Raw genomic sequence first — 20,147 nt, 5'->3', positions numbered from 1 at the left:
CGTGAAATTATGGCGTCCGGGCATCTCCGGCAAACTGTTTCTGGTCATTTTAGCCACCTGTATTGTGCTGCTTATTAGCATGCACTGGGCCGTACGTATCAGCTTTGAGCGCGGCTTTATTGACTACATCAAGCGCGGTAACGAGCAGCGATTACAGTTACTCAGCGACGCGCTGGCAGAACAGTATGCCCAGCACGGGAACTGGCGCTTTTTACGCAACAACGACCGTTTTATTTTCCAGATCCTGCGCTCTTTTGAGCATGACAATAACGAAGACCGCCAGCCGCCAGGCCCACCAGGGCCAGACGGCGAACCCGGCCGAGAACCTGACCGCGGGCCGGATCGCGGCGGTATGCCGCCTCACGGCTGGCGCACCCAGTTCTGGGTGGTCGATCAGAACGCCCGCGTGCTGGTTGGCCCGCGTGAAGCGGTGCCGCACGACGGTTCGCGCCGTGGGATTATCGTGAACGGCATGGAAGTTGGCGCGGTTATCGCCTCGCCGGTAGAGCGCCTGACGCGCAACACCGATATCAACTTTGACCAGCAGCAGCGCCGCACCAGCTGGCTTATCGTCGGGCTGGCCACCCTTCTCGCCGCATTAGCCACTTTCCCGCTGGCGCGCGGTCTGCTGGCACCGGTCAGGCGGTTAGTTGACGGCACCCATAAACTGGCGGCGGGCGACTTCTCTACCCGCGTTCCGGCCACCAGCAGCGATGAACTTGGCCGTCTGGCAAAAGACTTTAACCAGCTCGCCAGTACGCTTGAGAAAAACCAGCAGATGCGCCGCGATTTAATGGCCGATATCTCCCACGAGCTGCGCACCCCGCTGGCGGTGCTGCGCGGCGAGCTGGAAGCGATACAGGACGGCGTACGCAAATTTACTCCCGAGTCGGTGACGTCGCTACAGGCCGAAGTCGCCACGCTGACCAAGCTGGTGGATGACCTGCATCAGCTATCGATGTCCGACGAAGGCGCGCTGGCCTACCAGAAATCCGCCGTCGATATCATCGCTCTGGTGGAGATTGCGGCCGACGCCTTCCGCGAACGTCTTGCCAGCCGTGGCTTAACGCTTAATCTGGCCCTGTCGACGGGCAGCGCGACCGTCTTTGGCGACCCGGACCGCTTAATGCAGCTGTTCAACAATCTGCTGGAAAACAGTCTGCGCTATACCGACAGCGGCGGCCAGGTGCTGATTCGCACCGCGCTTGAGGCGCAGCATATCGTGCTCGAGGTTGCTGACAGCGGCCCTGGCGTCACCGATGAGCAACTCGAAAGACTGTGCGAACGTTTCTACCGTACCGAAGGCTCGCGCAACCGCGCCAGCGGCGGCTCTGGATTAGGCCTCGCCATCTGCGCCAACATCGTCACCGCCCACGGCGGGAAGCTTAACGTCGGACATTCGCCTTTTGGTGGGGTTAGCATTAAAGTAGAATTACCGCTGGAACGTGCAATATCGAGAGAAATATGACCGAGTTACCAATTGATGAAAGCGCCCCACGCATCTTGATTGTTGAAGATGAACCCAAACTGGGACAGTTGCTCATCGACTATTTACTGGCAGCCCACTACGCCCCAACGCTGATTAACCACGGCGACAAGGTGCTGCCGTACGTTCATCAGACCCCGCAGGATCTTATCCTGCTGGATCTGATGCTGCCGGGTACCGATGGTCTGACGTTATGCCGTGAAATCCGCCGCTTTTCCGATGTGCCTATCGTGATGGTCACCGCCAAAATCGAAGAGATCGACCGCCTGCTGGGCTTAGAAATTGGTGCCGATGACTATATCTGTAAGCCTTACAGCCCGCGTGAAGTGGTGGCGCGCGTAAAAACGATTTTACGTCGCTGCAAACCGCGCACCGAACTGCAGGCCATGGATGAACAGAGCCCGCTTATCGTCGACGAGAACCGTTTTCAGGCCTCGTGGCGCGATCGCCTGCTCGACCTGACGCCCGCCGAGTTCCGCTTGCTGAAAACCCTGTCGCAGGAGCCAGGAAAAGTCTTCTCCCGCGAGCAGCTGTTGAACCATCTTTATGATGATTACCGCGTGGTGACCGACCGCACCATCGACAGCCACATTAAAAACCTGCGCCGCAAGCTGGAGTCGCTGGACGCCGAGCAGTCGTTTATTCGCGCCGTCTATGGCGTGGGCTACCGCTGGGAAGCCGACGCCTGCCGCATGGCGTGATCTGATAGATTGCCGGATGGCGGCGTTGCCTTATCCGGCCTACATTGAGCGCTTCCGTAGGCCGGATAAGCGCAGCGTCATCCGGCACAATGCCCACAAAGGTTTACTCACTCCCCTCACAGCGCTACAATGCCCGCCCTTAATGTGGGGGCACTCCCCAACTCGCCGCATCAGGTGCGACGAATCTGACCTGTCATCAGAACGAGATAATCATGTTTAAACCGGAACTCCTTTCCCCGGCGGGAACGCTGAAAAATATGCGTTACGCTTTCGCTTACGGTGCCGATGCAGTTTACGCTGGCCAGCCACGCTACTCCCTGCGTGTCCGTAACAACGAATTCAATCACGAAAATCTACAGCTCGGCATCAACGAAGCCCATGCGCTCGGTAAAAAATTCTATGTGGTGGTGAACATCGCTCCGCATAACGCCAAGCTGAAAACCTTTATTCGTGATCTGAAGCCGGTAGTGGATATGGGGCCGGATGCGCTGATTATGTCTGACCCAGGCCTGATTATGCTGGTGCGCGAAAATTTCCCGGATATGGACATTCACCTGTCCGTACAGGCCAACGCCGTGAACTGGGCAACGGTTAAGTTCTGGAAACAGATGGGACTGACCCGCGTGATCCTCTCCCGCGAACTGTCGCTGGAAGAGATTGAAGAAGTCCGCACTCAGGTGCCGGATATGGAGATTGAGATCTTCGTTCACGGCGCGCTGTGCATGGCCTACTCTGGCCGCTGCCTGCTGTCCGGCTATATCAACAAGCGCGACCCGAACCAGGGCACCTGCACCAACGCCTGCCGCTGGGAATACAACGTTCAGGAAGGCAAAGAAGACGACGTGGGCAATATCGTCCACAAATTCGAACCGATTCCGGTGCAGAACGTTGAGCCTACCCTCGGCATCGGCGCGCCAACCGATAAAGTCTTTATGATTGAAGAAGCCAAACGTCCGGGCGAATACATGACCGCCTTCGAAGACGAACATGGCACCTACATCATGAACTCCAAAGACCTGCGCGCCATCGCTCACGTTGAACGCCTGACCCAGATGGGCGTGCACTCACTGAAAATCGAAGGCCGTACCAAATCACACTACTACTGCGCCCGTACCGCGCAGGTGTACCGCAAGGCCATTGATGACGCCGCCGCTGGCAAACCGTTCGATGCCTCCCTGCTGGAAACGCTGGAAAATCTCGCGCACCGCGGCTACACCGAAGGCTTCCTGCGTCGTCACACCCACGACGACTACCAGAACTACGAGCACGGCTATTCCGTCTCCGAACGCCAGCAGTTTGTCGGCGAATTTACCGGCGAGCGTAAAGGCAACCTGGCCGCCGTCGCGGTCAAAAACAAATTCACCGTCGGCGACAGCCTGGAGATGATGACCCCGCAGGGTAACGTCAACTTCACCCTCGAGCACATGGAAAACACCAAAGGCGAAGCCACTTCCGTCGCGCCGGGCGATGGTCACACCGTATGGTTACCCGTGCCGGAAGACGTGGCGCTGGAGTATGGCCTGCTGATGCGTAACTTCGCAGGAGAATCCACTCGAAATCCGCATAACAGCTAGTACATTTATATTGTTTTTCAATAGCAAAGATTCTTAGAAATGGATCACAGACGGAATAATCGATTGTCGATATCATTCGCTTCGCTGAAAAACATAATCCATAAATGCTAGCTGTACCCAGGAACCACCTCCTTAGCCTGTGTAATCTCCCTTACACGGGCTTATTTTTTTGCCCCATCCTCCTAAAGCACGTCCTCACTTCCTTTGTTACACTCTTTGCATACCCCACAAAGAGGTGCCACGGATGTCCGATTTTCCTGCAAGCTTATTGATTTTAAACGGCAAGGGTGCCAATACCCCTCAACTGCGCGAGGCGGTTGAACTGCTGCGCGATGAAGGCGTGACCATTCATGTTCGCGTCACCTGGGAGAAAGGCGATGCGGTGCGCTATGTAGAAGAGGCCATTCGCCTGAAGGTCGAGACGGTTATCGCAGGCGGTGGCGACGGGACGATTAACGAAGTGGCGACGGCGTTGATCCACAGCGAAAGTCGCGAGGTACCAGCGCTCGGCATTTTGCCGCTCGGTACCGCCAACGACTTTGCCACCAGCGTCAATATTCCGGCGGATCTGGCTAATGCGCTGAAACTCGCCATTGCGGGTCGCGACGTGCCGGTCGATATCGCCCAGGTGAACCACAAAACCTGTTTTATCAATATGGCCACCGGCGGTTTCGGCACGCGCATTACTACCGAAACGCCTGAAAAACTCAAAGCCGCGCTGGGCGGCGTGTCGTACCTGATACATGGGTTGATGCGGATGGATACGCTGAAGCCGGACCGCTGCGAGATCCGCGGCGAGAACTTTAGCTGGCAAGGCGATGCGCTGGTTATCGGTATTGGTAACGGTCGTCAGGCAGGCGGCGGGCAGCAGCTGTGCCCGGAGGCGTTGATTAACGACGGTCTGCTGCACCTGCGTATTTTCACCGGAGAGGAACTCATTCCGGCGCTGTTTAATACGCTTGCCAGCAGCGATAGCGCTGAGAATCTGGTGGACAGCGTCTCGCCGTGGTTTGAAGTCACCGCGTCGCACGAGATGACCTTTAACCTCGACGGCGAGCCGCTCAGCGGTAAAACGTTCCGCATGGAGATTTTACCGGCGGCGCTGCGCTGTCGCCTGCCGCCGGACTGTCCGCTGTTACGTTAACGCATTGCGCGTTTCAGAATGCGCTCCGACTGGCGTTTGAAATCCGTTGCCGCTTCGGCGACGGTTTTCTTGCCGTAATCGATCGACTGCAGCGCGCTATCAAACTCCTGCACCAGCTGCGGGTCTTCCAGATATGGCGAAACGGAAAGCGTCGTCGGCAGCGCCAGCGCCTGTTTTATGCCGGCAACCGATGGATCTTTATCGTTAACCACCCCGGCCTGCGTCAACGTCGCCACCGCACTTTTGCTCAGCGGCACGCCGCGCTCCAGCCCCAGCAGCGTGACGCCCTCTTTGCTGTTCAGCAGGAAGTTGATTAGCTTCGCCGCCGCCTGCGGATTTTTGGTCGTTTTACCGATCGACAGCATCATCGACGGCTTCATAAATAGCCCCGCGTCGGTTGCCCCCGGCAGCATTGGATAGTCGCCCAGCTCGAGCTTCGCCGGTGGCTTGAGGTTGTCCGAATATTTGGTGACGGCGGTGTTCCACATATAAACGCCGCCCCACTCCCCTTCAATCCACGGTTTCATCTCATACATGTTGCCCTTGCCGAACGAAGCGTAGTACTTCATATCCGGGATGACGTGATTATCGATAAGGGTTTTATACAGCTGGAAAAACTCCACCCACTGTGCGTCGCTGTAGGTGAATTTTTTACTCTGCTGGTCAATGGCCGGAATATTGTACTTCTGCACCATATAGGAGTTGAGGAGCGCCAGCACGCCAAGGCTTTCCGGGGCCACCGGGTAATACTGCTTGCCGAGCTTGCTCTCAAAGGTTTTTCCGGCGCTTATCAGCTCGTCCCAGTTTTTTGGGTAGCTGATACCGGCCTTTTCCCACGTTTGATCGTTGTAGTAGAAGATACGGGCGGTCATGGCGACCGGGATGCCGTTCAGCTTGCCTTTAACCGTGACCGGCTGGAGATCTTTGGCAGTAAACTGGTCGAGGCCAATCTCCGCTTTGACCTTGTTGAGATCGTAAAATCCGTTGCCGTCTTTGGAGAACAGCGCCAGCCAGTTCCAGTTGGTTTGCATCACGTCCGGCTCGGTGCCGCCCGCCAGCTGCGTGGTCAGGCGCGAAGTGTGTCCGTCCCAGCCGGTGTATTCGGCTTTGACGTTGATATCCGGATACTGCTGATGGAAGGCTTCCAGCGCCTTCAGCGTCACCTGATGACGGCCGTTGCCGCCCCACCAGGACATGCGCAGGTCGACGGGCTCCGCCGCCAGCGCGGAAGCGGTACAGGCACAGAGGACAATCGGTAGGGCAAGACGGAAAGATTTTTTATGCATTTTTTATTATTCCCAGAGGCAAATTGATGGGGTAGGCCGGATAAGGCGTTTACGCCGCCATCCGGCACCAGCACCGAACTGCCCGATAGCGCTACGCTTATCGGGCCTACGGTTAATATGCCGCCACCTCGCGGGCCATTTCTCGCGTGTATTGACGGCTGGCGTTGACCAGCATCTGCGTGTACGGCGTTTGCGCTTCGCCGTTGACCAGTGCATCAACGGTGAGCGTTTCGAGGATCTTGCCGTACTGCATCACCGCTACCTTCTGGCAGAGATGGGCAATCACGCCCAGATCGTGCGTCACCATCAGGTAGGTGAGATTCGACTCTTTTTGCAGCTCCGCCAACAAATTCAGGATTTCCGCCTGTACCGACACGTCCAGCGCCGAGGTCGGTTCATCGAGCAGCAGCACCTGTGGTTCAAGGATTAACGCTCGGGCAATCGCCACGCGCTGGCGCTGGCCGCCGGAAAGCTGGTGCGGATAGCGGTCACGGAAGGCGCGGTTCAGCCCTACGCGGTCGAGCAGCATGTTGATGCGCCGGTCGCGCTCGCCGATACCGTGAATTTGCAGCGGCTCTTCGAGAATGTCGCCAATGGTGTGGCGCGGGTGCAGCGACCCGTACGGGTCCTGAAACACCATCTGCACCTGGCGACAGCGCTCGCGGCTAATCTTATGCGAGAGCCGCTGGCCGCTAATCGCCAGCTCGCCCTGCCAGTGGTTAAACAGCCCGGCGAGGCACTTCAGCACCGTGGTTTTCCCGGAGCCAGACTCCCCCACCAGGCCATAAATCTCGCCCGGCTTGACGTGGAAATTGACATCAAACAGCACCTGGTTGCGCTTTTCGCCCTCGCCAAACACCAGGCTTAAGTTGTTCACTTCAATCATCGTGCGCTCCTTAGTCGGTCAGCCAACTGGTCTGACGCTGTAGCACCGGGAGAACCGGGCGGCGATGGTGCATATCCGGCAGGGCACTTATTAACCCCTGCGTGTACGGATGGGCGGCGTTATCGAGGTCACAGGCGGCAATTGACTCCACCACGCGCCCGGCGTACATCACCAGCACGCGGTCGCAGAAGCTGCGCACCAGGTTGATGTCGTGGCTGATAAAAATCAGCCCCAGCCCGCGGGATTTCACCAGATCATCCAGCAGCCCCAGCACCTGCAAACGGACCGACACGTCGAGCGCCGAGGTCGGTTCATCGGCAATCACCAGTTCCGGGTCAGTTATCAGCATCATCGCAATCATGATGCGCTGCCCCTGCCCGCCGGAAATCTCGTGCGGATAAAGGTTGTAGACGCGCTCCGGCTGGCGAATGCGCACCACGTCGAGCATCTCCATCGCCTTGGCTTTTGCCTCGGCTTTGTAGCCCGGATGGTGAGTCAGCCAGGCTTCGGCAATCTGGTCACCGACGCGGACCACCGGGTTCAGAGAGTATTTCGGGTCCTGCATAATCATCGATATACGCTTGCCGCGAATGGCGCGCATCTGCGCCTCGCTGGCGTTTAATAGGTCGATATCGCCGAACTGCATCCGACTAGCGTCAATGCGCGCTTTTTTCGGATGCAGGTGCAGCAGCGCGCGGCCTACGGTGGATTTCCCGGAACCGGATTCACCGACTATCGCCAGTTTCTCCTGCCCAAGCTGGAAGGAGACGCCGCGCACCGCGTGGGTTACCGCGCTGCCGTTGACGAAATCCACGCTTAAATCGCGTACGTCGAGCAGCGGTGCAGCACTATTCGCTGCGAGGATCGAGGATGTCACGTAGGCCATCTCCTAAGAAGTTGAACGCTAAGCTGTTGATCAAAATCGCCAGCCCCGGGATCGTTACTACCCACCAGCACTCCATCATGTAGGTACGGCCGCTGGAGATCATCGCCCCCCACTCTGGATCGGGCGGCTGCGCGCCGAGGCCAAGGAACCCCAGACCGGCGGCGGTCAGGATGATCCCGGCCATGTTCATAGTGATACGAATAATCACCGACGGCAGGCACAGCGGCACAATGTGGCGCCACAGCACGCGGGCAGGCGTTGCACCCTGTAAACGAACAGCAGAGATAAAGTCCGCCTGACGCAGCGACAGGGTTTCCGCTCGCGCCAGACGCGCAATCGGCGGCCAGGCGGTCAGCGTAATCGCAATCACTACGTGCTCAAGCCCTGGGCCTAAGGCGGCGACGAACGCCAGCGCCAGCACCAGGCTTGGGAAGGAGATAAAGATGTCGGTTACACGCATCAGCACCATATCGACCTTGCCGCCGAAATAGCCCGCGCAGACGCCAAGCAGCAGCCCCAATGGCCCCACGGTCACCGACACCAGCAGTACGATGTAGAGCGTAATGCGCGCGCCGTACACCAGGCGGCTGAAGATATCGCGGCCAAATTCGTCGGTGCCAAACCAGTGCTGGGCGCTCGGCGCGCTCAGCGCGTTGCTGAGGTCCTGCACCAGCGGGTTATAAGGGGCAATCAGCGGCGCGAATATCGCCACCACCAGCAGCAGGAAGATAATCCCGCCGCCGATGGCGGTCAGCGGGTTACGCGCCATCTTGCCGATAAACCCCCCGGCTCTGGCCAGCCCGCGCAGCAGGCGCTGGCGGCCTTCGCCAGAGGCGCTGGAGAGTCGACTATCGAGAGAAACCGTCATGATTTTGTCCTCGGGTCGAAGAATTGATACAGCATGTCGGAGAGCAGGTTGAGCATCACGAAGATCACCCCAACCAGCAGCACACAGCCCATCACCGCGTTCATGTCACCCAGCAGCAGGCTACCGGTGAGATAAGAGCCAAAGCCCGGCCAGGAGAAGACGGTTTCAATTAACACCGCCCCTTCCAGCAATGAGCCGTAGGCCAGCGCCACCACCGTCAGCAGTTGGACGAGGATGTTGCGGAACGCGTGGTTCCAGATAACCTGACGCTCGGTCAACCCTTTAACGCGCGCGGTGATGATGAACTCCTGCGACAGCTGCGCCAGCATAAAGCTGCGGGTCATACGGCTGATGTAGGCAAGCGAGTGGAAGCCCAGCAGCGCCGCTGGCAGGATCAGGTGGTTAATAGCGTTCCAGAACACTTCGCTGTTTCCGGCCAGCAGCGCATCAACGGTCATCAGCCCGGTGCGACGCGGCACAATGCCGTCCAGCCCGAGGTCAACACGCCCCGCGCCACCTACCCAGCCGAGCCAGGCGTAGAACACCAGCAGCCCCATCATCCCCACCCAGAAAATCGGCGTGGAGTAGCCTGCCAGACTGATAATGCGCACCACGTAATCGGAAAGACTGTTGCGACGCGCCGCCGCCAGTACGCCCAGCGGAATGCCGAGGCCCGCGCCGACGATAATCGCCATCGTCGCCAGCTCCATGGTGGCCGGGAAGACGCGGATAATATCGTCGGTCACCGGCTTACCGGTCAGCAGCGCGTTACCGAGATCGCCGTGCAGCAGGTTAACGAAATAGATGCCAAATTGGGTCATCAGCGACTGGTCAAAGCCCAACTGATGGTAAACCTGCTGGTAGGTACTCTGGTCGGCATCCGGGCCGACAATCGCCAGCACCGGGTCGATTGGCATCACGCGACCAATAAAGAAGGTCAACAGCAGCAGACCAAACAGCGTGATCGCCACCTGCATCAACCGTTTTGAGAAGCGCCGGGTCCGGGAGCCGGGCGCAAGAATTGCCGTACTCATCCTTTATCTCCTTCGCTGACTTTGTAGACTTCACGCAGGAACGTGGTGGCCGACGGGTGCGGCTTGTACTCTTTGACTTCGTTACGCACCACCACCGAGTCGACCATCTGCGACACCGGGATCATCGCCGGGATCAGCGCATCAAAGCGGGTCTGAATGGCCTGGTAATCGGCAATCTGTTTTTGCGGATTACGCTCGAGCAGCGCGCCGTCAATCATCTCGTTAAGCTGCTTGTCATAGAACCCGGTGCGCCAGCCCTGGAAGTTGGTCAGACGCGCTTCGTCACTGTTGTCCGGGTTATAGACCAGCGCGCGCAGGCTGGAGTGCGGGTGTGGTTCCATGCCGCTACCACCGCGCCCGACCAACATGTCGAACTTACGTTCACGCATGGCACCGTAAATCTGGTTGCCGGTGCCGGTGATAATTTTGGCGTTAATGCCCGCCTGCATCAGCGTGGACTGCACGGCAATGGCAATATTGAGGAACGGCTGGTCGGCGAGCACGCGCAGCGTGGTGTCAAAGCCGTCAGGATACCCGGCCTCCGCCAGCAGCTTTTTCGCCCGCGCGAGGTCAAAGGTGTAGCCAGGGTCCGGCAGCGTTGACGGCATTCCGGCTTTGATCGGACGCTGGTGAAGCACGCCGTAGCCCGGCATCAGCGCTTTATTGATGCCCTGATAATCAATCAGGTAGCGCACCGCTTCACGGACTTTCGGGTTAGCGAAATGCGGCTCTTTCATGCTCATCGATACGTAGTACATGGTGCCGCGCTGAACTGCATCGACGGTGAGCTGCGGGTCTTTACGCAGGGCGTTTATATCCGACACCGCCATGTTGCTGGCAATATCGAGGTCGCCTTTTTCAATCATCAGGCGCAGGGTCTGCGACTCCTGGAAGTGACGCAGCACCACGCGGTTCATCTTCGCTTCGCCGCGCCAGTAGTCCGGGTTGCGCTTCATGCGCAGCACGTCTTTCGCCTGCCAGGTTTCCAGCATAAACGGCCCGGAACCGGCTTCATGGGTAGTCAGCCACTTATTGCCCCAGTCGCTATTCTGTTCATGGCTTTGTACGGTTTTACTGTCGAGTACGCCGAGGTTACCCAGCGCGCCCAGCGAGTAAATGACCAGCTGCGGGTCGTTATCTTTGGGCAGGACAATCTGCACCGTATAGTCGTCCAGCGCCGTGACCTGCTTGTCGACGTTCTTTTTGCTGAAACCATAGGACTTCCACACCGACGCCTGCGCCAGGTTAAGGTGCAGAATGCGGCGCATCGACCACACCACATCAGCGGCGGTTAGCGGATTACCGGAGTGAAACTTGACGTTATTTTGCAGATGGAAGGTCAGCGTTTTGCCGTCCGGGCTGATATCCCAGGATTTGGCGAGCGCCGGTTTAACGTTGGTGAGCTGTTCAGGGTCAAGCTCTACCAGCGAGTCGTAGAGATTTACCACAATCCCCACCACTTCGTTACCGGTCATTGCTGCCGGGTCGAGGGTGAGAAGGTTATTCATATTCATGCCGATAATGAGCTGATCCGGCGGCGTTTTTGCCAACGCCGCCCCGCTCCCCATCGTCATGGTAAGCGCGAGCAAGCACGCTCCCAGCAAGGAGGATTTTTTCATCTATCTATCGCCTGTAGGGTACGACAGGCGACGAATCCGTCCGTGCCTGTCTTTTATTTGTTATGTGTCAGTCGTGGCTGACGGTGTTGGCTTCGATAAAGGCAAAATTGATGTCTTCGCCCAATCCAGGACGTTGAGACAGGTGAACATAACCATCGGCGTCCATTGGGTCGACGATGCTGTTCAGGTAAGCCGCTGGCTGGTCGTAGTCGAGGAACGGATGCAGCAGGCCACGCTCGTACCAGCGACAGTTGCGAATAGCGCCAATCACCGCCAGGCTCGCCGCGCCGTTACCGTGCACTTCGCAGTCCATGCCGAACGACTCTGCCAGCGCGGCCACCTTCATGGTTGGCGTAATGCCGCCCACACCGTTGGCCCCTGCGCGCAGGATGTCGCACGCGCCCGCTTTCACCCAGTCAGCACGGCTGTGGTGCTTACCACCGAAGCTTTCCGGCCCGATAATCGGAATCGAGAGGTTTTCAGCAAGCCAGGCGTAGGAGGACATGCTGTCTTCTTCCATTGGCTCTTCAAACCAGGCGAAGTTGAGTTTTTCCAGCTCTTTACCAATCCACAGCGCTTCGGTGCGGCTGTACCAGTGGTAGCCGTCGATCATCAGGTCGATATCCGGGCCGACCGCCTCGCGCACCGCGGCGCAGGCTTTGATATCCATTTTTGGGTTTGGCGCGAACGACACCGGCGGCATCCAGGTGTGCAGCTTGATAGCTTTGTAGCCGCGCGCCACCAGCGTTTCAGCAAAGGCCGCGTACTCTTCCGGCGTGGACAGGCCGCCTTCGAGATCGTCGCCGCACATGGTGCTGCCGTAGGCCGGTACTTTGTCGCGGTAGCCGCCCAGCAGCTTGTAAACCGGCATATTGAGCTTACGCCCAATGAGATCCCACAATGCCTGCTCAACGAAGGAGAGCGCACGCTCGGTCAGTTGATGCGCACTGCCACGCTGCCAATGCACCAGATCCTGCCAGATACGCTCGCGGTCGAACGGGTCCTGCCCTACCAGCACCTTGCGAAAGAAGGTATTCACCACAAACGGACGCACGATTTCCGGCGGCGCAAAGGAGTAACCCTTGCTACCGTCGTCGGCGGTAATGGTCAGCATCGCCATCTTGGCCATGCTTTCTGGCCCCGGGTGAGAGTGTCCGGCGCTGTCGGAGACGCGGCGCGTAGGGTGCTGGAAAACGGTGACATTTACAGATTCAATTTTCATTAAGTGTCCTTTATACAACATGCTACATGGCGACTAATTCACCACGGGTCTGTGTAAAACACGGTTCCGGTAATACGGTTTTAGGGAATTGAAAAGGCGTTTCATCACTAATCTAAGCACAAAATAACGTCTCTTCCACGGACAATCTCCGCTAACACCGGGCTGTTTTTTGGGCATGCGCACGAGAGTGCGTGACGTTTTTCACAAAAGGATGGGGAAATGTGAGGGGGATCGTCATCCTCTCCCGGACAGGAGAGGATGAACAAAAATCAGGCGAAGGTGATTTTGTTGTCGAGATAGACATCCTGAACGGCGTTGATTAATTCCACCCCGTCAGCCATCGATTTTTTGAAGGCTTTACGGCCAAGAATCAGCCCCATACCGCCCGCGCGTTTGTTGATAACCGCCGTACGTACCGCATCGGAAAGGTCAGTATCACCGCCCGCGGCACCGCCGGAGTTAATCAGCCCGGCACGGCCCATATAGCAGTTCGCCAGTTGGTAGCGCACCAGATCGATAGGATTATCGGTGGTCAGTTTGGTGTACACGCGCTCGTCGGTGTAGCCGAAGTTCACCGCTTTATAGCCGCCGTTATTCTCGGCCATTTTCTGCTTCACGATATCCGCGCCGATCGTGGCGGCCAGATGGTTGGCCTGCCCGGTCAGGTCAGCAGATACGTGGTAATCCACGCCGTCTTTTTTAAACGCCGGGTTACGCAAATAGGCCCACAGTACGGTGACCAGCCCCAGTTCGTGCGCGCGCTCAAAAGCGGCAGAGATTTCTTCAATCTGGCGGCGCGACTCTTCCGAGCCAAAATAGATGGTCGCCCCAACCGCCACCGCCCCCAGATTGAACGCCTGCTCGACGCTGGCGTACAGCGTCTGGTCAAAGGTGTTCGGGTAGCTCAGGGTTTCGTTGTGGTTAAGCTTGACGAGGAACGGAATACGGTGCGCGTAGCGGCGAGATACCGAAGCCAGTACGCCATAGGTGGAGGCCACGCAGTTACAGCCTGCTTCAATCGCCAATTCAACGATATTTTTCGGATCAAAATAGAGCGGGTTAGCGGCAAACGAGGCCCCGGCAGAGTGCTCAACGCCCTGGTCCACTGGCAGAATCGACAGGTAGCCTGTCCCGGCTAAGCGTCCGGTATTGTAGAGGGTCTGCATGTTTCGCAGCACCGCAGGCGGACGGTTGTTATCCGTCATCACCCGGTCAACGTAGTCGTGGCCAGGCAGATAGAGCTGGTCGGCTGGAATGGTCATACAACGATGCTGTAAAAGGCTGTCGGCGTCTTTGCCAAGCAACTGCGCAATATCAGTCATAGCTATGCTCCCGTAAGCGCCGACATCATGTCGGCTGGATATCCTGCTCAACACTTTTGAGCAGGGTAAGCCTGGTACCGGGAGCGTGGAATGTCCAACTTTTGGCAGATTTTAAGCACAACCTGCTGGCACGTCAGCCGGACAGTTACCACCATTCGTGGAAATGGTGCACCGGCCCAATACCTTCACCTACCTGTAAGGTATCGGCCTGGGCCAGCGCCTGCGACAGCCAGGCTTTTGCCACCGGCACCGTCTCCTGCCAGCTGGCATGGCGTGGCCGTAATGCGGCTAACGCAGCCGACAGCGTACACCCCGTGCCGTGGGTGTTTTTGGTCACGACGCGCGGCGCGGTGAAGCGCATTTCCCCTTCGGCGCTAAACAGCCAGTCCGGGCTTTCAGCGTCGTCCAGATGACCGCCCTTCATCAGCACCGCTTCACAGCCGAGCGCCCGCAGCGCTCGGCCCTGCTCCAGCATTTCGCGCTCGTTGCGGGCATGCGGCGCGTCAAGCAGCGCTGCCGCTTCCGGCAGGTTTGGCGTAATCAGGGAAACCTGCGGCAACAGGCGCTGACGCAGCGTCTCGACCGCCGACACCGACAGTAGCGGATCGCCACTTTTCGCCAGCATCACGGTATCCAGCACCACGTTCTGAATGCGGTAGCGTTGCAGACGTTCCGCGACCGCTTCCACAATGTCCGTCTCCGCTAGCATGCCGATTTTGGTGGTGTCGATGCGTACGTCGCTGAACACAGAATCAAGCTGTGCGGCCACGAAATCGGGCTCAATACGGTAAACCGACTGCACGCCGCGGGTATTTTGCGCCACCAGTGCGGTAATCACCGAGCAGCCATAAGCGCCGAGCGCCGAGAAGGTTTTCAGGTCGGCCTGAATGCCCGCGCCGCCGCTTGGGTCGGTGCCAGCAATGGTCAGTGCGTTGATGCGTTTCATGCCAACACCTCCCCGTGCATTGCATACAACGCATCGAGAAATGCGGGAACAAAACTGCCCGGCCCTCGCCCCTGCGCCGCGCGCTGCCCCGCCAGTTTCATCACGGCGCACGCGCCGGCCACGTTCAGCAATCGGTCACCCGGTAAGGCGCAGCTTGCCGCCACCACCGCCGACAGCGCACAGCCGGTTCCCACCACGCGGGTCATCAACGGAGAACCGCCGTTTACCGCCAGCGTACGTTTGCCGTCGGTGATGTAATCCACCTCACCGGTTACCGCAACAATCGCGCCGCTTTCTTGAGCCAGTTTCTGTGCCGCCGGTAGCGCCTTCGCGGCGGTATCGGTGGTATCAACGCCGCGCCCGCCCTGGCTCTCGCCCGCCAGCGCCCTGATTTCTGAGGCATTACCACGAATCGCTGCCGGAGCCATCTGCGCCAGTTCACGACAGAAATCACTGCGCAGCGTCAACGCCCCCACCGCCACCGGATCGAGCGCCCACGGTGTTCCGGCACGGTTCGCACTTTCCACCGCCGCCCGCATGGCCTGAGCACGTGGTTGCGTTAAGGTACCGACGTTAATCAACAGCGCGCTGGCAATGGATGAAAATTGAGCGGCTTCATCCGCGTCAATCACCATCGCTGGTGATGCGCCAAGCGCAAGCAGGACGTTTGCGGTAAAGGTCTGCACGACGTCATTGGTCATACAGTGAACCAGGGGGGAATGTTGATGCAGAAGGTGTGCGGTGTGCGCGCAATGCGCGGGACTTAGCAGGTCGGCTTGCATGGTTTGCTCCTGCCAAAACGCGAAGAAGCAATGACCTGGCGGCCTCTGACTTCCCTACGCTGGCATTATCCAGATCAGGTGGTACGGGTTTTTCTCAGCCCATCAGCGATGGGGCACCCCGAGTCATGAAGATAGAATCTCTATACTTTTTGCCAGATTAGGGGAAGTTGCTCGCGGTTGCAAGCCCGGCCTCCCGGGTATAGCTTCTTCATCTTAAAACACGCCTGACTCCTTTTTGCTCCCCCCCAGAAACAAAAATAGAGAGATTTATCTCTGCACTGAAGTGCATCAGTAAGAGAGAAGCACCTTTGATAAAGGTAACGTCGAGGAGGAGTAATCGCCTTTACTGGTTGTTACGAAACAGAGTGTTACTTAGGCCTAATACTTATTGTGCATCCGATTATTGGTTGTAAAATAGCCACTCAAATTATTTCCACAACAAGTAAATGGACTTATGCTTGTAAAACTAAAAGTTATTACCGTCGGTGATAAAACAACCACAGGTGGAACCGTAGAAAATGGCGCATTGACCGTATTTTGCCAAAGCCGACTCGTTGCCCTTATTGGCTCTGAATCCTTTTGCCCTCAATGTAAAACTCTCGGCGTAATACGGAAAACCAACCGCTTCAACGTTTTCGCTGAAAATAAACAAGTTTGCCTTGAAAATGATGTTGTTGAATGCGGTTGCCCAATTGGCACTAACCGCCTCATTGCTTCTCCTGATGCTTTTGAGTTTATTGGTTATGATGATAGCGCTGTGGGGGTCACGGTTTCCCATGAAGAAGTCTCCGACTTTCTCCGTGAAGGGGGAAATACGCTGTTCAGCACGGGAGAACAAGAACCCGAACAACACGCACAAGCAGCTAAAAAGAAACGCACTGGTGTTGATGCTGGTTTCTGCATAGTTCCTGAACAATCGACAACCGAACTATTCGAAAACATCCTGTTTGCTGGCGGTCAGCCAGAAGGGACACGCGAACTTTACCGCTCATTGAATGATGCAGGTAAAGAATACAAGGCCGGTTCTATTCTGCTTTTGGTCGATCCTGATAAGCAGGAGGACGAACAGATTGCACACATGCAGCAAGCTAAAGCGCGAATCGATGCAGCATTGGCCCCATTGACGCATGAGGAAGCTAATTTACTCCACAAACACTACGCTACCATAGCAAATTTCACCAGCTACGCTGATACTGGAATTGGCCTTTCTGCTGATCCTGTTGGAAAATACTTTGAGAGTATCGAAAAAATACTCCGCGAGATTCAAGAAACGTATAAGAATACCTATATAACAAGAGGCTCGTTGATTGGCGAACAATTCTATGTCAAACGTAGCCATTTATTTAAAGAACTTGAATCCATACTCAAAGTCAGTTTCCTTAATAAGGCTATGAAATTCGGAGAGTATACCAAAATAAGAAATGCACTCGGACTTTCCAGCAGTTCTATTACCCACAAATGGAATGAAACGGGGATCGGTGACATTGAAGGCTATGCTACTCACATTGAACGGGCAGCTAAATACGTAAAAGCAATGCGTTATACTGGTTATTTAGGCATTGGTTTTAGCGGGCTCCATTCTCTTAACGAAATTCATGAGGCGTGTTCTGTTGGCCGCGAAGCTGAATGTACTAAGAAAAAGTATACTGAGATTGGTAGCTTTGCTTTGGGTACAGGTGGCGGTGTTCTCGCTAGCGGCGGGGCTATAACATTATGCGTCGCAATCGGCGTTGGTACTGCTGGTGTTGGCGGGCTTGTTTGTACCGTTATTGCAGGTATTGGTTTAGGGTACGCAGGTAGCACAGTGGGAAGTGCTATTGGGGAATTAGGTGGAGAAAAGTTGTATGACGTTTTCGGCAATTAATTTTCTGACGATCCATCGATTTGAAATCGCTGGATTTTTTTTGATTCTCGGAATCATTAATTATATTTTTTATGTGATTTTTGACAAATTAGCCAAGAGAAAATTCATAACTCTATGCTCGCTGTTTGTTGAAAAGTTTGGAGTAAGACCAGTAGAGATTTTAATTTATCAGGATGCGGGGGTATTTTTCTCATTAATGCGTGACGCATTCTTTATTAAAGCATTGTACTTTAAGGAAAACTCTTTCCATACGCGAGGAATGGATAATGAACAAATACGTTTCATTAAAGAACTTCCTAATCAGTACACCGATTGGTTACGTGTAAAAGTGCGATTTTCCATCGCTGGCCTTATTTTCCTATTCATGATGTTAGCAGTTTTCTATTTACCATCATTCATTTAACGGCAATAAGATAACCAAGTTTTATGCTTGGTTATCTTATTCAAGGCCAATCATTCCCACCAAAGACATATGCTACTGAAGATAAGGGAAACGTATGCAAATAGCATTTTATGATCCCTTCGCTTTTCTCGCAGCCCACGGTCTGCTGTAAGTGCAGAAGGTTTTTACCCAACCAGCCATTGCTGAAGAGTAAACACTATGACGAATGGAAAATCGCTGCCCGCAATAATTCGCCCCCATCGATCGGACAATGGCTTATCCGTAATTCTGCCGCCGCGCTTTACCCTGTTTGGCGACATACATCGCCTTGTCGGCGTAATCGAGAAGCTGTTGCTCAGTACTACCATGTTCAGGATAACAAGCAATTCCGATACTAGGGACAACCGTCACCGCATAGCCATCCAGGCTAAAAGGCAGACGGAACGCATTATCAATCTTTTTGGCGACTAACTCCGCCAGTTCAGGCAATAACGGCTCCTGAAGCAAAATCACAAACTCATCGCCGCCAATACGGGCGACGGTATCTGATTCACGTATACAGCGCGTCAGACGCGACGCGGTCTCTTGTAGAAGGAGATCGCCCATCCCATGACCCAGGGTGTCGTTAACCTGTTTAAATTTATCGAGATCGATAAACAGCAGCGCCAGTTGTCTCTGTTCACGTCGTGCAGACGCCAGCGCCGCTTTCAGGCGATCGTACAATAGGCCGCGGTTCGGCAGGTCGGTAAGCTGATCGTACTGTGCCATATGCTGCAATCGGGCCTGCATCTGCTGGCGTTCAATCACCGTCGCAATTTGCGTCGACACAAATTGCAGCAGCTCCTGATCCCGTTCGTTGTAGCACACGCCGCCCGGGTAGCTCTTGAGTACCAATGCGCCAATAGTGCCTTTATGCGATTTTAGCGGCACTCCCAGCCAACAAAATGGATTGATACCAAAAGAAAAACGCAGCTCTTCCATACGGCCCGCCATTGTCTCAGGCGTGAGCAGCAGCGGTTGGCCGGTGTGAATCACCTCCGCATAAAACGTCGCCGGGATCAGGGTAAACGGCGCAGGGGTGTCCTGATGCTCATCGACGTGATATGGAAAACTCAGTTGTCCCGTTTCATCATCGTAGAGCGTGACCGAAAAGTTATCGGCGGGAAGCAGCGTACCGACAATCTCATGAATGCGCTGGAATAGCTTGAGCAGATCCTCAGCGGTATGTGCAGCTTCAGAAATAGCATACAACACAGATTGCAGCCGTTCTGAGCGTTTACGCTCGGTGATATCGCGGGCAACACCAATACGCAGCTGATCGGCAGGCGACCAGCGCGCAGACCACATGATATTCACGGTCTGCCCATTTTTGTGAACGTAGCGGTTTTCAAAATGAAATTGAGGACGGCCCGCCATGACGTCGACGATGGAGTCTCGGGTCAATTCCCGGTCCTCTGGCAGCATCAGGTCAAACATGTTTTTGCCGACCAGCTCTTTCGGCGTATAGCCAAAAATACGTTCGCAGGATGCGCTGGCAAAAATGATATTAGCATGGGCATCGACGGCAAAAACCGCGTCCATCATGAGATCGATAAAACTGCTCAACGGTGCGTGAGAATTCGATTCCATAGAGAAAGTCGGGCCTGAATATAGGAGTGAGTGCGACTTCTCTCGAGGATCGTCGCCCATTAGCGCTGCACCAAAGCTTAAATATAGTACAGCCACAGTTCACTATACAATCAAAAAGCGCCCCGTCACCGTGCTAAAAAAGGCAGTTCGCAACCATCACGACAAGGGATATAGTGGGGAGATAAGATACGCCCTAAAATTGAATTGCTCATTGGCAAGAAAACACGACAACTTACTGGCTACCGCCCCCAAAAACCACACAATAACTGCATGTAATTATTTGTTTTATGGGAGTAGCGATAATAGCAACGTGAAGCGACTGCGCTTCTTTTTTGTATCGTTATTATTTTAATTCCTCAACATTTCGCACGCCTTGCTGTAAATGATATTATCAAACCAATATTTAAAAACTAATTAACAATGATGATTTGAGAATAATCTGTACGTTAGCGTAATGGTTTCGTTTGAAAGCCATTTTCGCTCACTGTCTTATGACGAAATAATGCGCATCCAAAA

At 55.5% G+C, this 20,147-nt stretch carries 17 protein-coding genes, 1 pseudogene and 1 riboswitch; of the genes and pseudogenes, 6 read left to right on the top strand and 12 right to left on the bottom strand.

Features of this window, described 5'->3' with window-relative positions:
• Nucleotide 1 precedes the first annotated feature (1 nt).
• The 4 genes from baeS (at nucleotide 2) to yegS (ending at nucleotide 4,905) form a co-directional block, all read left to right on the top strand.
• Entirely contained in the window at nucleotides 2-1,468 is a 1,467-nt protein-coding gene (baeS, locus tag ACH1XZ_RS02090; RefSeq protein ID WP_395594140.1) for an envelope stress sensor histidine kinase BaeS, read from the top strand.
• Nucleotides 1,465-2,187, top strand: a complete 723-nt coding sequence (baeR, locus tag ACH1XZ_RS02085; RefSeq protein WP_395594139.1) for an envelope stress response regulator BaeR — start codon at nucleotides 1,465-1,467, stop codon at nucleotides 2,185-2,187. The genes baeS and baeR overlap by 4 nt, the downstream gene beginning before the upstream one ends.
• Before the next feature lie 212 nt (nucleotides 2,188-2,399).
• Entirely contained in the window at nucleotides 2,400-3,761 is a 1,362-nt protein-coding gene (gene trhP, locus ACH1XZ_RS02080; protein ID WP_395594138.1) for a prephenate-dependent tRNA uridine(34) hydroxylase TrhP, read from the top strand.
• 244 nt (nucleotides 3,762-4,005) lie between these two features.
• On the top strand, nucleotides 4,006-4,905 hold the full coding sequence (gene yegS / locus ACH1XZ_RS02075) for a lipid kinase YegS (protein WP_395594137.1): 900 nt from the start codon (nucleotides 4,006-4,008) through the stop codon (nucleotides 4,903-4,905).
• Here yegS and ACH1XZ_RS02070 read toward each other — a convergent pair.
• The 10 genes from ACH1XZ_RS02070 to thiM all read right to left on the bottom strand — a co-directional run bounded on the left by ACH1XZ_RS02070 (nucleotide 4,902) and on the right by thiM (nucleotide 15,756).
• Nucleotides 4,902-6,191, bottom strand: coding sequence for an ABC transporter substrate-binding protein (locus ACH1XZ_RS02070; protein ID WP_395594136.1), 1,290 nt, complete (start codon nucleotides 6,189-6,191; stop codon nucleotides 4,902-4,904). The two genes, yegS and ACH1XZ_RS02070, sit on opposite strands and share 4 nt — an antisense overlap.
• A 112-nt stretch (nucleotides 6,192-6,303) precedes the next feature.
• Nucleotides 6,304-7,077 (bottom strand): ABC transporter ATP-binding protein, encoded by a 774-nt coding sequence (locus tag ACH1XZ_RS02065; protein ID WP_395594135.1) that lies wholly within the window; start codon nucleotides 7,075-7,077, stop codon nucleotides 6,304-6,306.
• A gap of 10 nt (nucleotides 7,078-7,087) precedes the next feature.
• Nucleotides 7,088-7,954: an ABC transporter ATP-binding protein gene (locus ACH1XZ_RS02060; protein ID WP_395594134.1), complete on the bottom strand. Its 867-nt coding sequence runs from the start codon at nucleotides 7,952-7,954 to the stop codon at nucleotides 7,088-7,090.
• Nucleotides 7,926-8,831, bottom strand: coding sequence for an ABC transporter permease (locus ACH1XZ_RS02055; RefSeq protein ID WP_395594133.1), 906 nt, complete (start codon nucleotides 8,829-8,831; stop codon nucleotides 7,926-7,928). Before ACH1XZ_RS02055 ends, ACH1XZ_RS02060 begins: the two co-directional genes overlap by 29 nt.
• Entirely contained in the window at nucleotides 8,828-9,865 is a 1,038-nt protein-coding gene (locus ACH1XZ_RS02050; protein ID WP_395594132.1) for an ABC transporter permease, read from the bottom strand. Before ACH1XZ_RS02050 ends, ACH1XZ_RS02055 begins: the two co-directional genes overlap by 4 nt.
• Nucleotides 9,862-11,484: an ABC transporter substrate-binding protein gene (locus tag ACH1XZ_RS02045; RefSeq protein WP_395594131.1), complete on the bottom strand. Its 1,623-nt coding sequence runs from the start codon at nucleotides 11,482-11,484 to the stop codon at nucleotides 9,862-9,864. Before ACH1XZ_RS02045 ends, ACH1XZ_RS02050 begins: the two co-directional genes overlap by 4 nt.
• Nucleotides 11,485-11,551: 67 nt before the next feature.
• Complete coding sequence (locus ACH1XZ_RS02040) at nucleotides 11,552-12,706, bottom strand: mandelate racemase family protein (protein ID WP_035894884.1); 1,155 nt, start codon at nucleotides 12,704-12,706, stop codon at nucleotides 11,552-11,554.
• A gap of 269 nt (nucleotides 12,707-12,975) precedes the next feature.
• Nucleotides 12,976-14,028, bottom strand: coding sequence for a class I fructose-bisphosphate aldolase (gene fbaB, locus ACH1XZ_RS02035; RefSeq protein ID WP_395594130.1), 1,053 nt, complete (start codon nucleotides 14,026-14,028; stop codon nucleotides 12,976-12,978).
• Nucleotides 14,029-14,173: 145 nt separating this feature from the next.
• Nucleotides 14,174-14,974, bottom strand: a complete 801-nt coding sequence (thiD, locus tag ACH1XZ_RS02030; protein WP_395594129.1) for a bifunctional hydroxymethylpyrimidine kinase/phosphomethylpyrimidine kinase — start codon at nucleotides 14,972-14,974, stop codon at nucleotides 14,174-14,176.
• A complete protein-coding gene (gene thiM / locus ACH1XZ_RS02025; RefSeq protein WP_395594128.1) occupies nucleotides 14,971-15,756 on the bottom strand; it encodes a hydroxyethylthiazole kinase in 786 nt (261 codons plus the stop codon). The genes thiD and thiM overlap by 4 nt, the downstream gene beginning before the upstream one ends.
• A 34-nt stretch (nucleotides 15,757-15,790) precedes the next feature.
• Nucleotides 15,791-15,887, bottom strand: a riboswitch (TPP riboswitch).
• A gap of 323 nt (nucleotides 15,888-16,210) precedes the next feature.
• Here thiM and ACH1XZ_RS02020 point away from each other — a divergent pair.
• Nucleotides 16,211-17,620, top strand: a complete 1,410-nt coding sequence (locus ACH1XZ_RS02020) for a PAAR domain-containing protein (RefSeq protein ID WP_395594127.1) — start codon at nucleotides 16,211-16,213, stop codon at nucleotides 17,618-17,620.
• Nucleotides 17,601-18,023: a hypothetical protein gene (locus tag ACH1XZ_RS02015; protein WP_395594126.1), complete on the top strand. Its 423-nt coding sequence runs from the start codon at nucleotides 17,601-17,603 to the stop codon at nucleotides 18,021-18,023. Before ACH1XZ_RS02020 ends, ACH1XZ_RS02015 begins: the two co-directional genes overlap by 20 nt.
• 40 nt (nucleotides 18,024-18,063) lie before the next feature.
• Here ACH1XZ_RS02015 and ACH1XZ_RS02010 read toward each other — a convergent pair.
• Together ACH1XZ_RS02010 and ACH1XZ_RS02005 are read right to left on the bottom strand one after the other, a co-directional pair.
• Nucleotides 18,064-18,245 (bottom strand): annotated as a pseudogene (locus ACH1XZ_RS02010) (integrase); the annotation flags it as partial.
• A gap of 33 nt (nucleotides 18,246-18,278) precedes the next feature.
• The gene (locus ACH1XZ_RS02005) at nucleotides 18,279-19,631 is read right to left on the bottom strand and encodes a sensor domain-containing protein (RefSeq protein ID WP_395594125.1); all 1,353 of its coding nucleotides are present in this window, start codon (nucleotides 19,629-19,631) and stop codon (nucleotides 18,279-18,281) included.
• Nucleotides 19,632-20,147: the final 516 nt, after the last annotated feature.

It is taken from the genome of Kluyvera chengduensis, assembly GCF_044197065.1.
Lineage (GTDB): Bacteria > Pseudomonadota > Gammaproteobacteria > Enterobacterales > Enterobacteriaceae > Kluyvera > Kluyvera ascorbata_C.
Note: the sequence above shows the minus strand (reverse complement) of the source record. Positions and strands in the feature narration are given on the sequence as shown.